Below are 18,194 nucleotides of genomic sequence, written 5' to 3'. Positions count from 1 at the left end.
TTGAATTAAGCTTAATCGTTAGATTTAGAAACCTTAATTAGTAAAAATATAACAATTCACTATTGTTATAATATAAATTTATGTTTATATTGTCTGCGCTTATAATTAAATATTTTATAATTTTTAATTAATTTAAAAATATGCCATTAAATGATTGTCTGTTTAATGGTAGCTCAAGAAATAATTTTTAGTTCTTAATAGCTAGTAATAGCTCTATTAAGGTTGTATTTTTTATACCTTTTATATAACAGTTGGACTTACTATGAGCAAAAATAACGTTATTGATTTAGACAGTTTAAACGTAGATGAGCTACGCGCCATCACCGAAAACGCCCAACAACTTATTGCTAAAAAACAACATCAGCGTTTGTATGACGCTTACATGCAGTTTGAAAAAATCTCAGAAGAGAGCGATGCGACTATCGAAGAGATTTTACAAGCTGGAGAGAAATTAGAGAAAAAACGCAATATTAAATATCGCAACACTAACGATAATGAAGAAACATGGACGGGCCGTGGTCGCAAGCCAACTTGGCTAGTCGAAGCACTCGCTGCTGGTCATGATGTTGAAGATTTTGCTATTTAGAAGATTTTGATATTTAATAGGTAGAACTCATTTATTGAGACGCAAAACGCTAATCTCTACTTTGCCTGCAACGTATAATCATTACGTTTCAGTTATAATTATTAAGCTTTATAGCAATCAGTACCAACGCTTAGAAGTAGAAAAAAGCCAGTATCTTTATTGCCAGTATTTTGGTAAAAAGATACTGGCTTTTTTTCTGTCATCTGTATGCCATTGTTTGCTATGATAATGACGATTTTGTCTTATATAAGAGTTATGCAACCGTGCCTCAAGTATCCGCGTCGTCTCATAAGCGCCCTCGTAAGCTATGGTGGCTAATTGGGTTTGTATTATTTGCATTATTTGCCATATTGCAAATGCCAGCGGCATGGCTACTTGAAAAATATGCCCCTGATACGCCTTATGTTCAGCATGTGTCTGGGAATTTATGGCAAGGCTCAGTCATCTGGCAGATGCCTTTGTCAGCGACACCGCTCACCGGTACTGCCGGATGGTCATGGCAACCATGGCATCTATTGTTAGGCAAGCTAGGTGCAGATGTCGATATTGATTCTGATCAAACCAGACTTAATGGGCAAGTAAAAATAGGCACCAGCTCTTGGGAAATTGATAACATGAGCGGGAAAATTGCTCCTGAAACGTTAGCCAGTGTGGTCGATTGGCAATTGCCCAATACACCCATTCAGATCAATAACGTCTCACTAAAGCGTCTATCTGATACAAAGTCTGTAGATAATGACTCAGGTAAAAACCTGTCTGGATTCAGTCAAGCGGATGGTCAATTGACATGGGTTGGCGGTGAAGTGGGTTATCCTAGCGGTGGTAAAGTTTTTTATATTACGATGCCTGCGATGCGTGCGGAGCTAAGTGCTGAACAAAAAAACAATAAAAACCTGCTACATATCAATCTGCTAAACAATCAGGATAAACGTCTGGGTGACTTATATATCGATGGCGACAATATGCTAGATGTCAGTTTGACACAGCGTCTATTAGAAAATATGCCCGAGTATAAAGGAAAAGCGCCGCAAGATACGCCTGTCGTCAGTGTGCGTCAGCCACTGCTGAACCAGTTGGGGACACGCTAAATAATGAATGTCTCTACAAATTTAAAACCTGTGCTTAATACTGTCAATCGCTTCTCAGGCTGGCTGTTGCTATTGGCAATTGCTTGGTTATGCTGGACAGCAGCGCGATTATTATGGCTGCTGCTGGCGGCGCCATTAGCGCCTACACTGCCGCTAGCACCTTTGCAAAATTCGGCTTCATCTGGCAAAGATTACAGTAGCCTATTCGCTATTTTCGCTGATCCCGATCCTATTGCAGCAGCAGTACAGCCGCCGCCCAATGTTGGTTTGAAAGGGGTGCTGCTTGCCATACCTGAGAGCCTATCTTCAGCACTACTGGACGTTAATGGTGAAGTAAAAAATTATCGTATCGGTGATAGCCTAAAAGACAGCGGCTTTACGCTTGTCGCTGTCGATTGGGATTCGGTTATCATCGCTGATTCTAGTGATAAACAAACCGTCATTAGCCTGCCAAAAGCGATGCCATTAGACCAAAGCGACATGATCGCAGGTGCCGTTAGCAACCAGCGCTTGCCAGACAACAGCATGTTACCTACTGTCCCTCAGCCCGCGCAAAATACTGATGCTGAGTCAGCTGAGCCTAGTAGCGAGAATAACGCGCAATCTGCAATCGATGAGGCGGTCACGGCGTTGCAAGAGAACCCTGCCAGCTATTTAAGCAGAATGGGTGTGATGGCGTCAGGTGAAAACTATCAAGTGACGGCAGCGATGCCGGCTAAGCTGCGTAATCGCCTAGGACTTGAGCCAGGCGATCAGGTATTAACCGTAAATGGTCAAAGTGTGGGTAACAATCCTGCACAAGATGCTGGTGTGCTAAAACAAGTACAGCAATCAGGATCGGCGCAAATAGAGGTGAAACGTGGCGAGCAAGTCATTACCATTCGTCAGCAATTTTAGGCTCAATAAATGGGTTAACAATCTTATTTTAAATGTACAAGCATTTGGTTTAAACATATAAGCATTCGGTTAGTGCTATTGTGGCAATGCGCTAACTGAGCACTCTCAGCACATACTAAATTCAGCACATACTAAGCGACATCACTGTAGGTAATCATCAATATGGTAAGTTCTCATAATTTTACAGTCACGCCTTTGCATCATATCTTGCAGCGTCTGATGCGACTGTGTCGTCCTCTTTGCATAGCAGTGCCTTTGTGGGCTGCCAGTACCGGTCTTGCCAGTGCTGAGAGCTGGAAGGTCAACCTACAAGATGCCGATATCAAAGCCTTCATCAATGAGGTGGCAACCATCACTGACCAGAACTTTGTCCTTGATCCACGTATCAATGGTAATGTAACGGTGATATCCAATAAAGCCTTGTCTCGTGATGAAATTTATCAGCTGTTTTTAAGCGTGATGCAAGTGAACGGTGTAGCAGCGATTGAGTCGGGAACGACCATCAAACTGGTACCAGACAATGTCGCCAAACAATCTGGCGTGGCGGTGGATTTGCGCGGTGATAGCGTTGGTGAGGCGCTGGCCACTCGCGTTATTTATTTGACCAATACCCAAGCGGCAGAAGTACTGGGTGTGATTCGTCCACTGATGCCGCAATCCGCTCATGCCGCCGCCGTCCCTGGTGTTAACGCATTGGTATTGTCCGATCGTGCAGACAGTCTGAACCAATTAACAGAGCTTATTCGTGATTTAGACAGTAATGTCAATGATAGCTTACGCGTGATAACGCTGCGCCATGTCGATGCCGAGCGCATGATGGACTTGATCAGCGCTCTGGTGTTGAGTGCCGGCACTGGACAAGCACAAGGGGCGACTAATCAACTCAAAGTCATTGCTGATACCTCTAGTGATCGACTGTTGGTTAAAGGCAGTCCAGAGATGATTGCTAAAGTTCAAGAAATGGTCAATCAATTGGATACGACGCCTACCAGACGCTTGAGTGGTCTGCGGGTCTTCCGATTAAAATATGCCAGTGCAGGTCACATTGCTGAAATGCTGCGTGGGTTGCTCGCTAATCAATCGATTAATAGCACGGGTGAAACTTCCTCTTTGGAGTCAGCATCATTGAATGATGCGAGTAGTGCAGGGTCTACCTTGTCTAATGAGGCAAGTAGTATTAATAATAATAGTGCTGCGACCTCTGCTGCATCGAGCACAAGCTCAGGAAGTGGTGCGAGTACAGGTATTGGCGGCAGACCTTTTAGTATTATCGCTGATGAAACCCAGAACGCAGTCATCGTCAATGCAGCGCCTGAGCTAATGTTTGAGATTGAAGATGCCGTCAACCAGTTAGACAATCGCCGTGCGCAAGTATTGATTCAAGCCGCTATTGTGGAAGTTTCAGGCGATGATGCGACCCAACTTGGTGTGCAGTGGGCGCTCGGCAATGCCAATAGTGGTTATGGCGTCGTCAACTTTAATAACGTGGGTGCGAGTGCGGCTTCTCTTGCGGCAGCCGCTTTAGGTGGCAGTACAGCGGGTATTAGTGCAGCAGCAAGCTCGATAGCGGGCGCTTTGATTGGCATCGGTGATAGTAGCAAAGATAGCAACGGCAATGCTCAGTTTTATGGAGCTATCTTGCAAGCACTTGACTCTTCTACCAGCGCAAATCTACTGTCTATGCCATCGATTTTGACATTGGATAATGAAAAAGCCAGTATTTTAGTCGGTCAAAACGTGCCTTTTGTCACAGGCTCTTTTACCACCAGTGGCAATAATTCAAACAACCCGTTCCAGACCATTGACCGTCAGGATATTGGTATTAACCTTAATGTGATACCGCATATTGGTGACAATGGCACAGTACGCCTAGAAGTCTCGCAAGAAGTCTCGTCAGTGGTGCCCGGCAGTACTGGCAATGCAAGTGGTTTAATTACCAATAAAAGCCTGATCAATACAACCATTTTAGCCGACGATCAGCAGACCATTGCTCTTGGAGGCTTGATGCGTGACAATACCACAACTCGCCAACAAAAAGTCCCAGGCTTGGGTAATGTGCCCCTCATTGGTCGCTTGTTCCGCTCTGATAATGATACAACGCAAAAGAGTAACTTAATCATATTTTTACAACCAACCATCCTTCGTGATGGCGGCGCGGTCGCTAGCGTCACTGAGCGTAAGTTTAATCAGATGCGCGTATTGCAGCTGGTTATTGATAAAAATGGTACGATTAAACAACTGCCTTTGAGTGGGACAGAAGGTTGGAATGGCAACGTTAGCGCAGATTACGAACTGATGCCGCTTAATCCTCTTGTTCCTAAGCGCGATCAAACGCCAAAAGCTGCACCTCAGGGTTTCACGAAGGTAAATACGCCTAGCAGTGGCATTACAACTTATCCCTTAAATCGTTAATATTTCAATAATTTTTATCAATGATTTATTAGGGCGTGTCCTCAATTCAAGCGATTGTATCTAAATGGGCTAAAAATGGTTAAATTTTGCCAAACGTCGTCAAATAGCTGATTAATATCCCGATATTATTTGCGCTATTTTCCTTGTTTGACGGCAATTTATCTCATTTTTATGACTATTCTTAAAATAAGGACACGCCCTAATCCAGCAATTTTTTCTTGTTATCGCAATCCTTAGATGCACGGTATAATAAATAATATTTATACCGTACATTAGCTTGCGTATTTATAACACAGATAAACACAGCCATTTTTATATCTCGGTATAATAAATAATAATTAGATAGTAATTATGAACACTGATATGAACAATGACAGATAAATATTATAGGCTATGATATAGACGTAGGGAGAAAAAGAGTAATGACTGCCACAAATAAAAGAAAATGGTTTTTATTAGGTACTGTTGCGATGGCGTTATTGATTATCCCTCGGCGCAGCAGTCCAAAGGCTGATGTAAAACTGTCTGAGAACAACAATGTTAAAACGGATAATGGCAATGTTAAAACCAATAATAATGTTGATTTTGATTAAATAAAATTTAAGCAGAAACTATAATAATAAAATTTTTCTAGTGCTTTTTTATACCAGTGTTTTTTTATAAAAGCGAAAGTAGCTATTCATCAATTAATTATTAATTTAAATGTTTTTATAAAATTGGCAATAAAGAAATTCTTAGATAAAAATATTAATTTTGGAGCCTATCAATGATCGCTGATTCATCCAAAATAACGAAACAGATATTACCCAGTATTTATCCTTTGATTGATACGCATACTCATTTTGACGCGCCAATATTTGATGATGATAGAGAAATATTGGCACAGAAGACTTATGAGCAGGGCGTATGTCATCTGGTATTAGTGGGTTATTTGCATACGCATTTTGAGCGTATGTATGAGACCAAGAAACTGCTTGATCAGATGTCGCAATCTCCTACAGTAGCAGGTTCTATCCAAGATAAATCACATACTGATATCCATATTGCGTTAGGTTTGCATCCTTTTTATATTGAACAGCACAGCGATGACCATCTCAAAGACATGGCAAAGATGATTACTGAAAATCGCCCCTTAGCTATTGGTGAGATCGGCTTGGATACCTTCACCGATGCTATGAAAGAGCCAGATGTATTTGATAAACAAAAGCGATTTTTTAAGGCGCAATTGGATATCGCAGTGACGCATCATCTGCCAGTGATGCTGCATATTCGTAAGGCACACGCAGAAGCGTTGGCCATACTAAAAGCACATGATTATGATGCGCACAAGTTGGGCGGTATCGCCCATAGTTTCAGTGGCGGCGCGCAAGAAGCAAAGGCATTTGTGGCGTTAGGTTTTAAGCTTGGTGTTACGGGTCAAGTCACCAATCCAAATGCCAAAAAATTACGCCGCGCTATTCAAGCAGCGGTTGATAGTCATGGCATTGAGTGCTTGGTGATAGAGACAGACTGTCCAGATATGACACCTATTATGTGTCAGAATTTAGATGAAAATTCATCTGAGCTCGTATCAAGGCAAGGCGATAAATGTGGCGATACACCTGCCCACGATAGAAACGTACCAGCCAATTTGCCATGGGTATTGCTTAGCCTAAGTGAATTGCTTGATGTGCCGCCCTCTATCCTTGCTGAGCAGTTATGGCATAACAGTTGTACGGCTTTGCAGACGACATGGACTTATCCAACATAATGGTTATGCACGCTATAGGTTATCATTTTTTACTGGTATTTCTTGAAATAGCCAATGCATAAACCAACAGTATTTAAATAGATTAATAGTCGCTAAAGAAAAAACAACTAAAATGATTCAAAATAAAAGAGCACATAACCGGTATGAGTGAAACACGACTATTTGAGCAGCCAATAACAGAGACGCTCGTCACTGAAAATGCTGTCATACAAGAGGTGACAGAAGAAAGTAGCGATCAATATGAACGCCGTTTTCAAGGCACAAAAACGCTTTATGGCGCTGCATCCGTTAATACTTTCGCTGACGCTCATGTCTATGTTATTGGCGTGGGCGGCGTTGGTTCTTGGGCAGCAGAAGCATTGGCTCGAACAGCAGTCGGCACGATTACTTTGATTGATTTGGATGTGCTGGTTGCCTCAAACGTCAATCGGCAGTTACCAGCGTTAGACAGCACCTTTGGTCAAAGTAAAATCGCAGCGATGGCAACACGTATGCGTGAGATCAATCCCAAAGTCAGCTTAAACTTAATTGATGATTTTTTGACAGTAGATAATATAGAAACACTATTGCCAAGCCGTCATGAAGCAAAAACTGCGGCTGATCAAGGCAAGCCAATTGTGATATTAGACTGCGTAGATGACATGAATGCCAAGTTGGCCATTGCCCTTCATTGCCGTTTTAATAAACTCAAGCTGGTCTGTGCAGGCGGAGCGGGTGGCAAAATAGATCCAAGTCAAATTAGGGTAAGCGATCTACGTGAGAGTTACCAAGATCCATTACTTGCCAAATTACGCAACAAACTACGTCATGAAAAAGGCATCAATAGTGCGCTAAAAGAAAAATTCGGGATTAAATGTGTTTATTCTACAGAGCCACCTCGCGTAGATAAAAGCTGTCAAACAGGTGGATTACATTGCGGCGGTTACGGCTCAGCAGTCGTTGTTACCTCCGTTGTAGCGATGATGATGGTGAGCGAAGCGTTACAGCTTTTAATAAAACAGACAAGCATAAAGCCGAGCATCTGACATTACTTAAGGGAGTCTATTGTGTCTATACTTAACTCACCTAAAACCAATTACCCAGTAGCGGTAGACGAAGCAGAACGCATCAATAAGCTGAGAAAGTATCAAGTGCTTAATAATAATGATGAGCCTGCATTTAGACGTATTGTTGATCTTGCAAAGTTGTTTTTTGACATGCCCGTCGTTACGATCACATTTATGGATGAAGAGACACAGTACTTAAAATCCGTTTGTGGACTTGGTGATACCTGTAGAACAACGCGCGAAGTTGCTATTTGTAATTATACAGTACTCTCTAATGACGTTTTCGTCGTACCAAATCTATCAAAAGACAGTCGTTTTAGCGATAACCCATTAGTGACAGACGATCCTCATTTGCGGTTTTATGCTGGCGCGCCAATTATTTTTTATGAGGATCATAAAAGCTATCGTTTGGGCTCATTGTGTTTAATGGATATGAAGCCTAACCATCACTTTGATGAAGCGCAAGCGAAGATATTGGCTCAATTTGCGATGATGGCAGCAGATGCTTTGCGGCTACAAGACAAACAGCGCGATGCTAAACATGCCAATGATATGAAATCAGATTTTTTGGCCAATATGAGCCATGAAATTCGTACACCGATGAATGGCATTATTGGTATGGTAGAGATGCTGGGTGATACTCAACTCAGCAAAGAACAACAAGAATGTGTCGATAACATCAAAGTTTCTAACGAGCATTTGATGTCAATTATCAATGGTATTTTAGACTTATCGAAAGTAGAGTCTGGAAAAATGACCATCGATGCTATTCCAGTCAACTTGTCTGCATTGTGCAATGAAGTGGTCAGTCTCTTTGCCGTAAAAGCCCGTCAGCGCGGATTGATTTTAGGCTATCATTATACTGAATCATTGTCTCCTTATGTACAAGGCGACCCTGTCCGTCTCAAACAAATTTTAACCAACCTTGTTAATAACGCGATTAAATTCACTCGTGAGGGCGGGCGAGTTAGCATTGATGTCAAACACGTGCCAAATTGTGATTGTAAAGATCATGATGGATATAGCACTGACAAACACTATACTGAAAATAAAGACGTTCATAAAAATAGCTTGAGCCATATTACTGCTGACGATGCTGTCGATAACAGTACTGTCGATAATGGTAATGTCAATCAAGAGATTATGACCTTATGTATTGAGGTCAAAGATACGGGTGTTGGTATAAAAGCGGAATCATTGGAGGCGATATTTAATGCCTATGATCAAGCAGATAAATTCACGCACCGTCTCTATGGAGGAACGGGTCTTGGGCTCTCTGTTTGTAAGTCTTTGGTTGATTTGATGGGTGGTTATATCGATGTAGATAGCGAAGTGGGTGTCGGCACTACTTTTAGCGTTTTGTTACCTCTACCCGCCATCAGTGAAGACCATTATGAGACATGGCAACAATCAAATGACTTTACCCTGATTGAGCCTATGCATGAGCTATCTGGTCATATTCTGCTGGTTGAAGACGATGCTGTCAATGCCATTATCGCTAAAAAAGCCCTCAACAATGGTGGCCATACCGTCACGCATGTCACTGATGGACAACAAGCCATTGAAGTTTTTGCTTTGTTCCCTAAGCGTTATGATATTATTTTGATGGATCATCATATGCCAATTTTGGATGGTGTACAGGCAACCATTAAATTGCATGAACTTTATGACCCTCAATCATTACCGCCGATTATTGCTTTGACAGCCAATGCAATGGATGGCGAGCGCGAAAAATACTTGAAGGTGGGAATGCAGGATTATTGCACCAAGCCTTTTAAAAAAGAGCAGTTAAATGCGTTGATACAGTACTGGCTGATACAAAAGCAATCACTAGAAGAGTAACGGTTTGAAAGACGCTTCAAATAAACGTCATCCATAGTGGCTGGCATTATTATGTAGTTACTTTCACATACTTATTATCATGTAATTATTGTTATGTAATTACAGTGGCTATAAACAAAAAACTGAACCGCTTATTAAGCGGTTCAGTTTTTTTTGAAAAATAAATAGAAGCTAGCTATTCTTTTACATGCTATTGGCTGACTCGAGTTTGATAGTCACCAGTACGAGTATCGACACGTACAAACTCACCTTGTTGTACAAACAGTGGTACACGGACGACCGCGCCTGTTTCTAGCTTGGCAGGCTTACCGCCGCCACCTGAGGTGTCACCACGTACGCCAGGATCCGTTTCGGTAATTTGCAATTCAACAAAATTAGGCGGGGTTACTGATAGAGGTGCGCCGTTGAATAGAGTAATAGTGCATAGTGCATTGCTGTTTTCTTTTAGCCATTGAGGTGCATCGCCCAGCGCGTTTTTGTCCGCTTGGATTTGCTCAAAGCTTTCAGGATGCATAAAATGCCAAAATTCACCATCGTTATATAGATAGTTCATTTCAGTATCCATCACGTCAGCGGCCTCTAAGCTGTCGCCAGATTTAAACGTTTGTTCCAATACTTTACCACTACGAAGATTACGCAACTTGACGCGGTTAAAGGCTTGACCTTTACCTGGTTTGACAAACTCGTTTTCGAGGATGGCGCAAGGATTGCCATCAAGCATAACTTTTAGACCAGCTTTAAATTCATTAGTAGAAAAACTTGCCACAAGAGACTCCTAGGGTTGTAAATATGATGATAGGTTGTGCTTACTATACAAAAAGCTGCTGTTACGCCGAGTGCTCAGAGAGTAACTGGTATACTTTGATAGGGTACACCATAAGGGCGTATAATATCGCCTTTTAGGCACAGATAGTAGGCTGTCATGATAAACCATTTAATCACACAAAAAAACTGGCAAACGCAATTATCCGAAGCCATTACCTCGGTTGATGAGTTGCTTAGTATCCTAAAGCTCGAATCACTACGCGAAAACGTCTATGTGCCTAAGCATTTTGAGCTGCGAGTACCACGTGGATTTGTGGCAAAAATGACCATCGGTGATCGTGATGATCCTTTATTAAAACAAGTACTACCAGATCAACGTGAGCAAGTTAATGTCACGGGCTATGTGGCGGATCCCTTGAGCGAGAATACGCAGAACCCAGTTAAAGGTATGCTCCATAAGTATCAGTCAAGAGTGTTATTGACCATTACGGGTGCTTGCGCCATTCACTGTCGCTACTGCTTTCGTCAGCATTTCGATTATAGTGCCAATATGCCAACTGCCGATGCGAAAGAAAATATCGTCAACTATATTGCCGAACATCCTGAGATTAATGAGGTCATTTTGAGTGGCGGCGATCCATTAAATGTGACAAATAGGCGTTTGTTTGCATGGTTGGATACGCTAGAGTCCATCCCGCAACTGACCACTATTCGACTGCATACTCGCTTGCCAGTGGTCATTCCAGCACGTTTAGATGAAGCGTTGTTGGAGAGGTTGTCCCAAAGTCGCTGTCATATCGTGATGGTGATCCACTGTAATCATGCCAATGAAATCGATGTGCTGACGTCAGAATATTTGCAGCGCGCACGAGCTGCTGGTATTACTTTATTGAATCAAGCTGTTCTATTAAAAGGTATCAATGATAGCGTTGAGGTTCAGACGCAATTAAGCCAACGTTTGTTTTCCGCTGGCGTATTGCCTTATTATTTGCATGTACTAGATAAAGTGGCTGGTGCTGCTCATTTTGATAAAGACGAGCAGTCATCAATCAAACTTTATTGGTCATTACTAGCAGCACTGCCAGGTTATCTCGTGCCAAAGCTGGTAAGAGAGTTGCCAAATAAGCTTTTTAAGGTGCCAATTGATATTTACAATAATGATTAATATAGGCATTATAATATATGAGAAAGTGAATGAATGAAAAGTGATGGTTGGAAAGCAGGTAGACTATTTTTGATGCTTACTTAATATTTTGTATTCTTTTGTTTGGTGTTGTTGCATACTGCATTATAGAATTTTGCTTAGGGCACGATCCTAACTAGATCAATGAGTGTTTTAGTGTGCTAAAAAGGCTAAATGCATATCAAACGATGTTGAGTGGTTGATTTATAGATTTATATTATCTGTCATGTTGTTGTTATTTGACGAAAATTTAGCTCGTTTTTATAATAAAAATGAGCACTTACCCTAGGGCGTGTCCTCAATTCAAACGATAATATAGTCAGTCCTAGATAAAAGATATACAGCTATTATCATGCACTACTGAGATAAATTTTCCTTGCTTGCTGTGCCGTTGCTGCCAGAGGCTACGCAAAATTCACCCCAGTAGCACTATATCTACTTTATAGTGGATCGACTTTATCTAAATGGGCTAAAAATGGCTAAAGTTTGCCAAACATCGTTAAATAGCTAATTAATATCCTGATATTATTTGCGCTATTTTCCTCGTTTGACGGCAATTTATCTCATTTTTATGACCATTTTTAAAATGAGGACACGCCCTAGTTCTTAGGAATGCCGATGATAACTTTATCAATGTTTCAAGAGTATCTGTCTTTTACAGAGTCACAGCCATTATCATCGAATCAATCGATCAACGGTCAAGAAAGTTACTTACTCAAATTATTGGTAGAATTGCCTTCACAGGTGCCAGCACAGCAGGCTGAGCAATTAGAAAAAGTGCTCACCGCATTACGTGGGGCCAATATAGAAGAGCGGCAACGCCTCAAATTAATCGCCACCGTTATAGATGCCTCGGATCAATTGATTGCGACGTTACGGCAACATTATATTTATGAGACAGGCGCGCTTAGTGACGACCAGTTGGTCTATGTGGATCAGATAAAATCACTTTACTACCTCATTATTATGGCGTACGACACAGTCATACGCCACAAAGAAGCATTGCTAAATAGTCAACAAAAAGACTCTGCTCGTAAAGGCTGGCAACGTTATTTTAACACCAATAAATCTGTATCAATGACACTTGCTGTTGCTATTTATCAAACGTTGGTAACCTATCAAAAATTACTGGCTGAAGAAGCAGTTTGTTATCAAAACCCTTCACCTCTGCTATGGTCTAAAATCAATCAGCTGTATGATCTTGCGTATCAGCATCACGTCTCTGATATTGATTTAAATGTAACAACGGTCACAAGGCAAGCTGATAATATACATGGTCTGTATTGTCAAATTTGTTTGCACAGTTTGTTAAACGTATGTGCCATGCAGCGCCCTAACATTTTGCTGGTGCAACGTTTGTTACCTGAATGGGCCAAGCATATTGTTGCGACGATAGAGCCAAAGACCGAGACACGGGTATTCGTTGATTTGCACAGCGATAAGCCGCCGAGGTATTTGACGGCCAATTCTGATATCAACCCGTACGAAGATCGCTATCATTGTCTATTTATAGAACTGACACCGATGATTGAGTATCTTGAGTCACGTATAAAAATATTATGTGATAACGATAGCGAAGGGGTTGAATGTTACTTGCTGACCAAAATCTCGATGATGGTTAGTTATCGATATTTACAGCCGCCACGCATCCTAGCCACTCAGTACTCCATTAAAAAAGAAGCTGTCTTGATTACGGGTTTTAACAACATTCATTACCGTGTCAGTCATTCGAAAAATTTTGCCAGCTTGATTGCGATGGATGAGCTGCCAAATGAGTATCGACCGCTTTATGATACAGTCAAGCAGAAGCACGGCAATAAAGGAATACTAATTAGCGAAACGGTGCATGGTAATGAGAGTTCACCACATTTTCGCACCCTGAATTTTTCAGAAAAGTCAGAAGGTCTGCTAGCGGCTGAAAGAGAGAAATTACAGGTAGCGTCAGAGTTTTCCGATGTAGTAAATGTCATCAAGGAAAGCACAACGCTCTTTAATACAGAAAACCTAACGGTAGTGAGCGTTGATGATGAGGTTACTACGACTGCACCGCCACCATTATGTATTATGAATTTTTTCTTAGTCTGCCGATCTGAGACGAGTACACCGCCTGATTGGTCAATGGGAATAGTACGCTGGCTCAATCTTGATGGCAAAAATCCCGAAGTTGAGTGGCAAGTACTGGGACACACGTTAGTGGCTTGCGGCTTGCGTATCGAGGGGAGAGACGCACATATTCAACATTTTGTGCCCGCATTTATTCTTGGTAGAGATGAGCAGCTACAAACCACAGGTACGGTCATTGTGCCGACTTCCTATTTTAGTACGAATGATAGAGTAATCATGCGTATTAATAATAAGCAGACTTCTTTGCGTTTGGGACAAAGGTTGCTATTCACTGATGAATTTAGCCAGTACGAGGTACTAAAGTTATAGTCCGTCTATATTTTCGTTTAAATAGCACAACTAAATAATGATAAGGGTAAGTTAACCTGCAACCCATTGAATTATTGTCTATAATGACGGCTATGGTTACTCTCAGCTGTATGATCGCTTAATCCTATAAGCATAGCATTCTCATGAAATAAGCGTATAAGTATCATAAAAATTACTAGACCCAATCCTTATAGTGCATTCTGTACTAGGGCGTGTCATCATTTACATTGTAAGTCTTAAAATGATTAAGTGTGCTAATTGATGACATGCCCTAGTGGTGTTGTTGGAAAAGGTGTACGGTATTAAAAGTCAGCTATCAAAACAAGACAACCATATTCAAAAGGCTTCTTATGCGCATTCAGTCCATCTTAAATCTATTAGTCATTGACGATGATCAGCTCTACGCTGAGCGTCTTGTGAACCTGCTGGGTTATTATTATGACACCATAAATTTAGGATTTTTGGATGACAAGGATGAGCTATTAAAGCTACTGCGACAGCCTTGGGATGTCCTAGTATTTGGCAATGCCTATGATATGAGTTTTACAGATGTTGTGGGTATCGTTCAAGAACAAAGTATTGATCTGCCGATGATCTGCCTAATGAATGATGACATGGCAGCGGTTAGCTGCAATGATGCGGGCTTACCTAACATTGTTAGCGGTACGATGGTCAAAGCGCTGAAAGTCGATCAAGAAATGGCTGTAGTGATGTCTATTTGTTTGCAGCATGATAATTTACGCAGTCGCCGCGAGCTCAAAACCTTACGGCATGTCATCTCTGAAGCAGAGCAACGTGCCAATGTATTGATTAAGAATTCTAAAAGCGCCGTTGCCTATATAGATCAAGGGATTCATATTTTCGCCAATGACCCTTACCTTCAGCTTTTTGGTTTTGAGTCGATGAACGATGCCATAGGTGTTCCTATTGTTGATCTGATTGCAGGGGTCGATAACGTCAAGGGTTTCAAACAATTTTTGCGCCAATTTGAGAAGGGTAGTCGGCAAGAAGTAGAGTTTAAATTTGAAAGCCTACGAACGGATGGCAGCACTTTTGAAGCAAAACTACAGCTGGCAGCAGCGACGTTAGATGGCGAGCCAGTGATTCAGGTTATTATCCAGCAAAACCATAGCAATAGTGCGGATGTTGCCAAGCGGTTGGCGGCGGCTGAGCGTAAAGACAGCTTGACAGGGATTGACAATAGACGCGGCTTTGAAGAGCGAATGGAAATAGTATACCAGCAAGCGCGGGAAGGGATACTGACAGCAGCACTATTGTATATTCAGCTTGATAATGTCGGTAAAATCAGTAGTAGTATGGGTTTACAAGGAATAGATGCGACTGTTAAACAAGTCGCTTATACATTAGATGAGCTGGTATCAGACGGTTATGTGAGCCGCTTTAGTGATACCGCTTTTACTATATTAGTAGAAGACAAGACAACTGAAGAATTAGAAAAACTGGCTGAACACATTGGTTCACTTATCAATGATAAGCCGATTGAAGTGGATAAGCGTACCACAAGCACGACGGTTAGTATTGGTATTGTCAAAATTGAGAAAAATACGGCAGAGCCTAGTATATTACTTGAGCGCGCTATGGATGCCATCGCTCAGATCATGGCTGATACAGCCAATCATGGTGGCACCTATCATGTATACGATCCAAGTGAACATGCCAATAGTGATGATCATGCACTCGCTGAGTCTTTGGTTGATGCTATTACCAATAATCGTTTTGAGTTATTGTTCCAGCCTATATACGATATCAACCATGATCGTAGCGACTTTTTTGAAGTATATCTGAGGTTACCATTAGCTGATGCTGACAATACCGTATTGACTCCTCGGCAATTTATGGCAGTTGCGAAGACGCATCAATTGCTAGAAAAAATAGATCGTTGGGTACTGATCAATGCTTGTAAAAAAATAAATGACGTACGTAAAAATCATCCTGAAGCCAAATTGCTGGTGCAACTGACTAGCGCCTCATTGATTGACAAAAAACTGCCCAATGTTGTCAGTCAACTTATAAAAGCAGTAGGCGGTGTCGCTGGGACACTAACCTTACAGTTTAGTGAAAAAGATATCTCGGATCATTTAACAGTGGCAAAAAACCAGTTTGCCGCACTGAACCAAGTCAGTTGTCAAATGGGCATTAATAACTTTGGCTCTTCTGCCAAATCTATAGAAATTGTCAGTCTCTTGCAGCCGGACATGGTACGTTTGGCTCGCAGCTACGTGGAAGGCCTTGATTCAGAAGACAATTTGGAAACGGTTAAATCACTTATCATGCGTACCAATGACGTCAATGTCGACGTGCTAATGCCTTATATTGAAGATGCAGCGACTATGTCAGTCGCGTGGAGTGTGGGCGCACGCTACTTGCAAGGTTACTATTTAGAAGAGCCTAGCAGTACGATAAAGGTGGCGAATTGAACTGAAGACGCTATAGAGTTTTGATAGTTACCTATGAGAACGGCTACGTATTATAAAGGCCATTTATTATTGTTGTTATTTCAGCGTTATTCGTTGGTTTAAATACTGATAAATAACGCTGCACTCTTATAGCCAGCTGTTTATAAAAGATGATTGATTTTGCTTGCTACGTATCTCACTGCTGCATTATTATTTATATCGTTTATCTATAGCTGTCATCTCTCAACCAAAGATTGCTAAAAATGCCTATCATCCGTAAATATCAAATGAGTGGTCTTTTTGCCGCTGTTTTATTACTCACTGCCTGCGGGGGAAATACACCACCTGACCACCGTTCACCGGTCACCCTGCCACTATATACTGAAGGTGATGCCGATAATGGCGCTATAATCTATAAAGATGCCTGTGGTCAGTGTCATCAGCTCAATGCGGGTCTTAATAAAAAAGGTCCGCAGTTGATGAATATATATGGAGCACCAGCCGCAGAGCTAAAAGATTATACCTATAGCGAGGGGTTGAAAAAATCAGGTTGGGTATGGGATGCAAAAACGCTCGACCCTTATATCGCCGATGCAGAAAAAGCCATGCTAAACTCAAAGATGCTATCAAATCCAATGCCGGACGCTAAAGAGCGGGCGGATGTGATCGCCTATTTATCAACGCTTCGTGCGGCCGCGCCGATCGTTGAAGATGATAAAAAATAATCTCTGATTTATAATCATTACTCCCATAAAAATGAGCCAGTAACTCAATATGACCCATTCAGCGACCGACTATCGTCACAATCAGCAAAAAATTGCCCAGCTTATGGCGCAGTTAAATCAAATCGTATTAGATAAGCCGCAAGCCATTAAATTGGCGCTCAGCGGTATATTGGCAGGTGGTCATCTGTTGCTACAAGACATTCCGGGTATGGGTAAAACCACTTTGGCGCAAGGCTTGGCGCAGTTGTTAGGCTTGAGCTTTAGCCGTGTGCAGTTTACCAATGATATGTTGCCAGCAGATATCTTAGGAATGAATATATACGATCAAAGTAAACAGCAATTTGAGTTTCGTTCTGGTCCTATCTTTACTCAACTGTTACTCGCTGATGAGATCAACCGCTCCAGTCCCAAGACGCAAAGTGCCTTACTAGAAGCGATGGAAGAACGGCAAGTGACCCAAGATGGGCAAACCTATCCTTTGCCTCAGCCGTTCTTTGTGATCGCAACTCAAAACCCTTTGCAGCAAGCAGGCGTCTATCCGCTCCCTGAATCGCAGCTAGATCGGTTCTTGCTATGCTTATCGCTCGGTTACCCGTCACCTACCGCAGAGCGCGAGCTACTGAAAGGTCAGGATCGCCGTGAGTTATTAAAAGAGTTGGCTGCGGTACTTGATACCGAGGCGGTACTATTGGCACAGCAAGGCGTTAAACAAGTTTATGTCGCGGATGTGGTCTTGGATTATCTACAAAGATTGGTTGCAAAGACACGAGCAAGCCAAGAGTATCACGGCTTATCGCCACGTGGTGTGCTATCTCTACAGCGTGCGGCACAAGCTTATGCCTATGTATCAGGACATATGGAGATGACGCCCGAAGACATTCAAGCGGTGTTTGCTGCAGTCACCGATCACCGTTTGGGTCAGCGTTTTGTACCTGCGCATGTGGCTGGAGGACAAGCGACACAAACCATCGCGCAACGCATCTTGGCAGACGTAGCGGTTGTTGTTTAAAAGCTCGTTATGTAATCGCCTATTATTTAATAGCACGCATA

At 41.9% G+C, this 18,194-nt stretch carries 14 protein-coding genes; 13 read left to right on the top strand and 1 reads right to left on the bottom strand.

Going from position 1 to position 18,194, the window contains the following annotated elements; translation table 11 throughout:
- Positions 1 to 262: 262 nt before the first annotated feature.
- From JMX48_RS00445 to JMX48_RS00410, 8 genes are all read left to right on the top strand, one after another.
- Complete coding sequence (locus tag JMX48_RS00445) at positions 263 to 586, top strand: H-NS family nucleoid-associated regulatory protein (RefSeq protein ID WP_201533127.1); 324 nt, start codon at positions 263 to 265, stop codon at positions 584 to 586.
- Between the two features lie 263 nt (positions 587 to 849).
- Positions 850 to 1,674 (top strand): type II secretion system protein N, encoded by an 825-nt coding sequence (gene gspN, locus JMX48_RS00440; RefSeq protein WP_201533125.1) that lies wholly within the window; start codon positions 850 to 852, stop codon positions 1,672 to 1,674.
- A gap of 3 nt (positions 1,675 to 1,677) precedes the next feature.
- A complete protein-coding gene (locus JMX48_RS00435; RefSeq protein ID WP_227687823.1) occupies positions 1,678 to 2,571 on the top strand; it encodes a type II secretion system protein N in 894 nt (297 codons plus the stop codon).
- Between the two features lie 162 nt (positions 2,572 to 2,733).
- Entirely contained in the window at positions 2,734 to 4,983 is a 2,250-nt protein-coding gene (gspD, locus tag JMX48_RS00430) for a type II secretion system secretin GspD (RefSeq protein ID WP_201533123.1), read from the top strand.
- 422 nt (positions 4,984 to 5,405) lie between these two features.
- A complete protein-coding gene (locus tag JMX48_RS00425) occupies positions 5,406 to 5,576 on the top strand; it encodes a hypothetical protein (protein WP_201533122.1) in 171 nt (56 codons plus the stop codon).
- A 173-nt stretch (positions 5,577 to 5,749) separates the two neighbouring features.
- Positions 5,750 to 6,733 carry a TatD family hydrolase gene (locus JMX48_RS00420; RefSeq protein WP_201533120.1) on the top strand — a complete coding sequence of 328 codons (984 nt, stop codon included), beginning with the start codon at positions 5,750 to 5,752 and terminating at the stop codon, positions 6,731 to 6,733.
- Between the two features lie 143 nt (positions 6,734 to 6,876).
- The gene (locus tag JMX48_RS00415; RefSeq protein ID WP_201533118.1) at positions 6,877 to 7,758 is read left to right on the top strand and encodes a ThiF family adenylyltransferase; all 882 of its coding nucleotides are present in this window, start codon (positions 6,877 to 6,879) and stop codon (positions 7,756 to 7,758) included.
- Between the two features lie 21 nt (positions 7,759 to 7,779).
- Entirely contained in the window at positions 7,780 to 9,621 is a 1,842-nt protein-coding gene (locus JMX48_RS00410; RefSeq protein WP_227687822.1) for a GAF domain-containing hybrid sensor histidine kinase/response regulator, read from the top strand.
- Between the two features lie 190 nt (positions 9,622 to 9,811).
- On the opposite strand, the gene efp is transcribed toward JMX48_RS00410, so the two are convergent.
- Positions 9,812 to 10,387 (bottom strand): elongation factor P, encoded by a 576-nt coding sequence (efp, locus tag JMX48_RS00405; RefSeq protein ID WP_201533116.1) that lies wholly within the window; start codon positions 10,385 to 10,387, stop codon positions 9,812 to 9,814.
- 156 nt (positions 10,388 to 10,543) lie between these two features.
- Between efp and epmB the strand changes: the two genes are divergently transcribed.
- The 5 genes from epmB (at position 10,544) to JMX48_RS00380 (ending at position 18,153) form a co-directional block, all read left to right on the top strand.
- Positions 10,544 to 11,551 carry an EF-P beta-lysylation protein EpmB gene (gene epmB, locus JMX48_RS00400; protein ID WP_201533114.1) on the top strand — a complete coding sequence of 336 codons (1,008 nt, stop codon included), beginning with the start codon at positions 10,544 to 10,546 and terminating at the stop codon, positions 11,549 to 11,551.
- A gap of 636 nt (positions 11,552 to 12,187) precedes the next feature.
- Entirely contained in the window at positions 12,188 to 14,002 is a 1,815-nt protein-coding gene (locus tag JMX48_RS00395; RefSeq protein ID WP_201533112.1) for a hypothetical protein, read from the top strand.
- Positions 14,003 to 14,352: 350 nt separating this feature from the next.
- Positions 14,353 to 16,440: an EAL domain-containing protein gene (locus JMX48_RS00390; protein ID WP_201533111.1), complete on the top strand. Its 2,088-nt coding sequence runs from the start codon at positions 14,353 to 14,355 to the stop codon at positions 16,438 to 16,440.
- Positions 16,441 to 16,682: 242 nt separating this feature from the next.
- Positions 16,683 to 17,144 (top strand): c-type cytochrome, encoded by a 462-nt coding sequence (locus JMX48_RS00385; RefSeq protein ID WP_201533110.1) that lies wholly within the window; start codon positions 16,683 to 16,685, stop codon positions 17,142 to 17,144.
- A gap of 49 nt (positions 17,145 to 17,193) precedes the next feature.
- Positions 17,194 to 18,153, top strand: a complete 960-nt coding sequence (locus JMX48_RS00380) for an AAA family ATPase (RefSeq protein WP_201533109.1) — start codon at positions 17,194 to 17,196, stop codon at positions 18,151 to 18,153.
- Positions 18,154 to 18,194 lie beyond the last annotated feature (41 nt).

The sequence above is a fragment of the Psychrobacter immobilis genome, assembly GCF_904846225.1.
Taxonomy (GTDB): Bacteria; Pseudomonadota; Gammaproteobacteria; order Pseudomonadales; family Moraxellaceae; genus Psychrobacter; species Psychrobacter immobilis_F.
This window is presented reverse-complemented; position numbering and strand designations above follow the sequence as displayed.

Bases quoted from the DNA above. Each gene is read 5' to 3' on its own strand.
- JMX48_RS00385 (WP_201533110.1), top strand. From the start codon at position 16,683: ATGCCTATCATCCGTAAATATCAAATGAGTGGTCTTTTTGCCGCTGTT.
- JMX48_RS00415 (WP_201533118.1), top strand. From the start codon at position 6,877: ATGAGTGAAACACGACTATTTGAGCAGCCAATAACAGAGACGCTCGTC.
- JMX48_RS00420 (WP_201533120.1), top strand. From the start codon at position 5,750: ATGATCGCTGATTCATCCAAAATAACGAAACAGATATTACCCAGTATT.
- epmB (WP_201533114.1), top strand. From the start codon at position 10,544: ATGATAAACCATTTAATCACACAAAAAAACTGGCAAACGCAATTATCC.
- JMX48_RS00380 (WP_201533109.1), top strand. From the start codon at position 17,194: ATGACCCATTCAGCGACCGACTATCGTCACAATCAGCAAAAAATTGCC.
- JMX48_RS00390 (WP_201533111.1), top strand. From the start codon at position 14,353: ATGCGCATTCAGTCCATCTTAAATCTATTAGTCATTGACGATGATCAG.
- JMX48_RS00445 (WP_201533127.1), top strand. From the start codon at position 263: ATGAGCAAAAATAACGTTATTGATTTAGACAGTTTAAACGTAGATGAG.
- JMX48_RS00425 (WP_201533122.1), top strand. From the start codon at position 5,406: ATGACTGCCACAAATAAAAGAAAATGGTTTTTATTAGGTACTGTTGCG.
- gspD (WP_201533123.1), top strand. From the start codon at position 2,734: ATGGTAAGTTCTCATAATTTTACAGTCACGCCTTTGCATCATATCTTG.
- JMX48_RS00435 (WP_227687823.1), top strand. From the start codon at position 1,678: ATGAATGTCTCTACAAATTTAAAACCTGTGCTTAATACTGTCAATCGC.
- JMX48_RS00395 (WP_201533112.1), top strand. From the start codon at position 12,188: ATGATAACTTTATCAATGTTTCAAGAGTATCTGTCTTTTACAGAGTCA.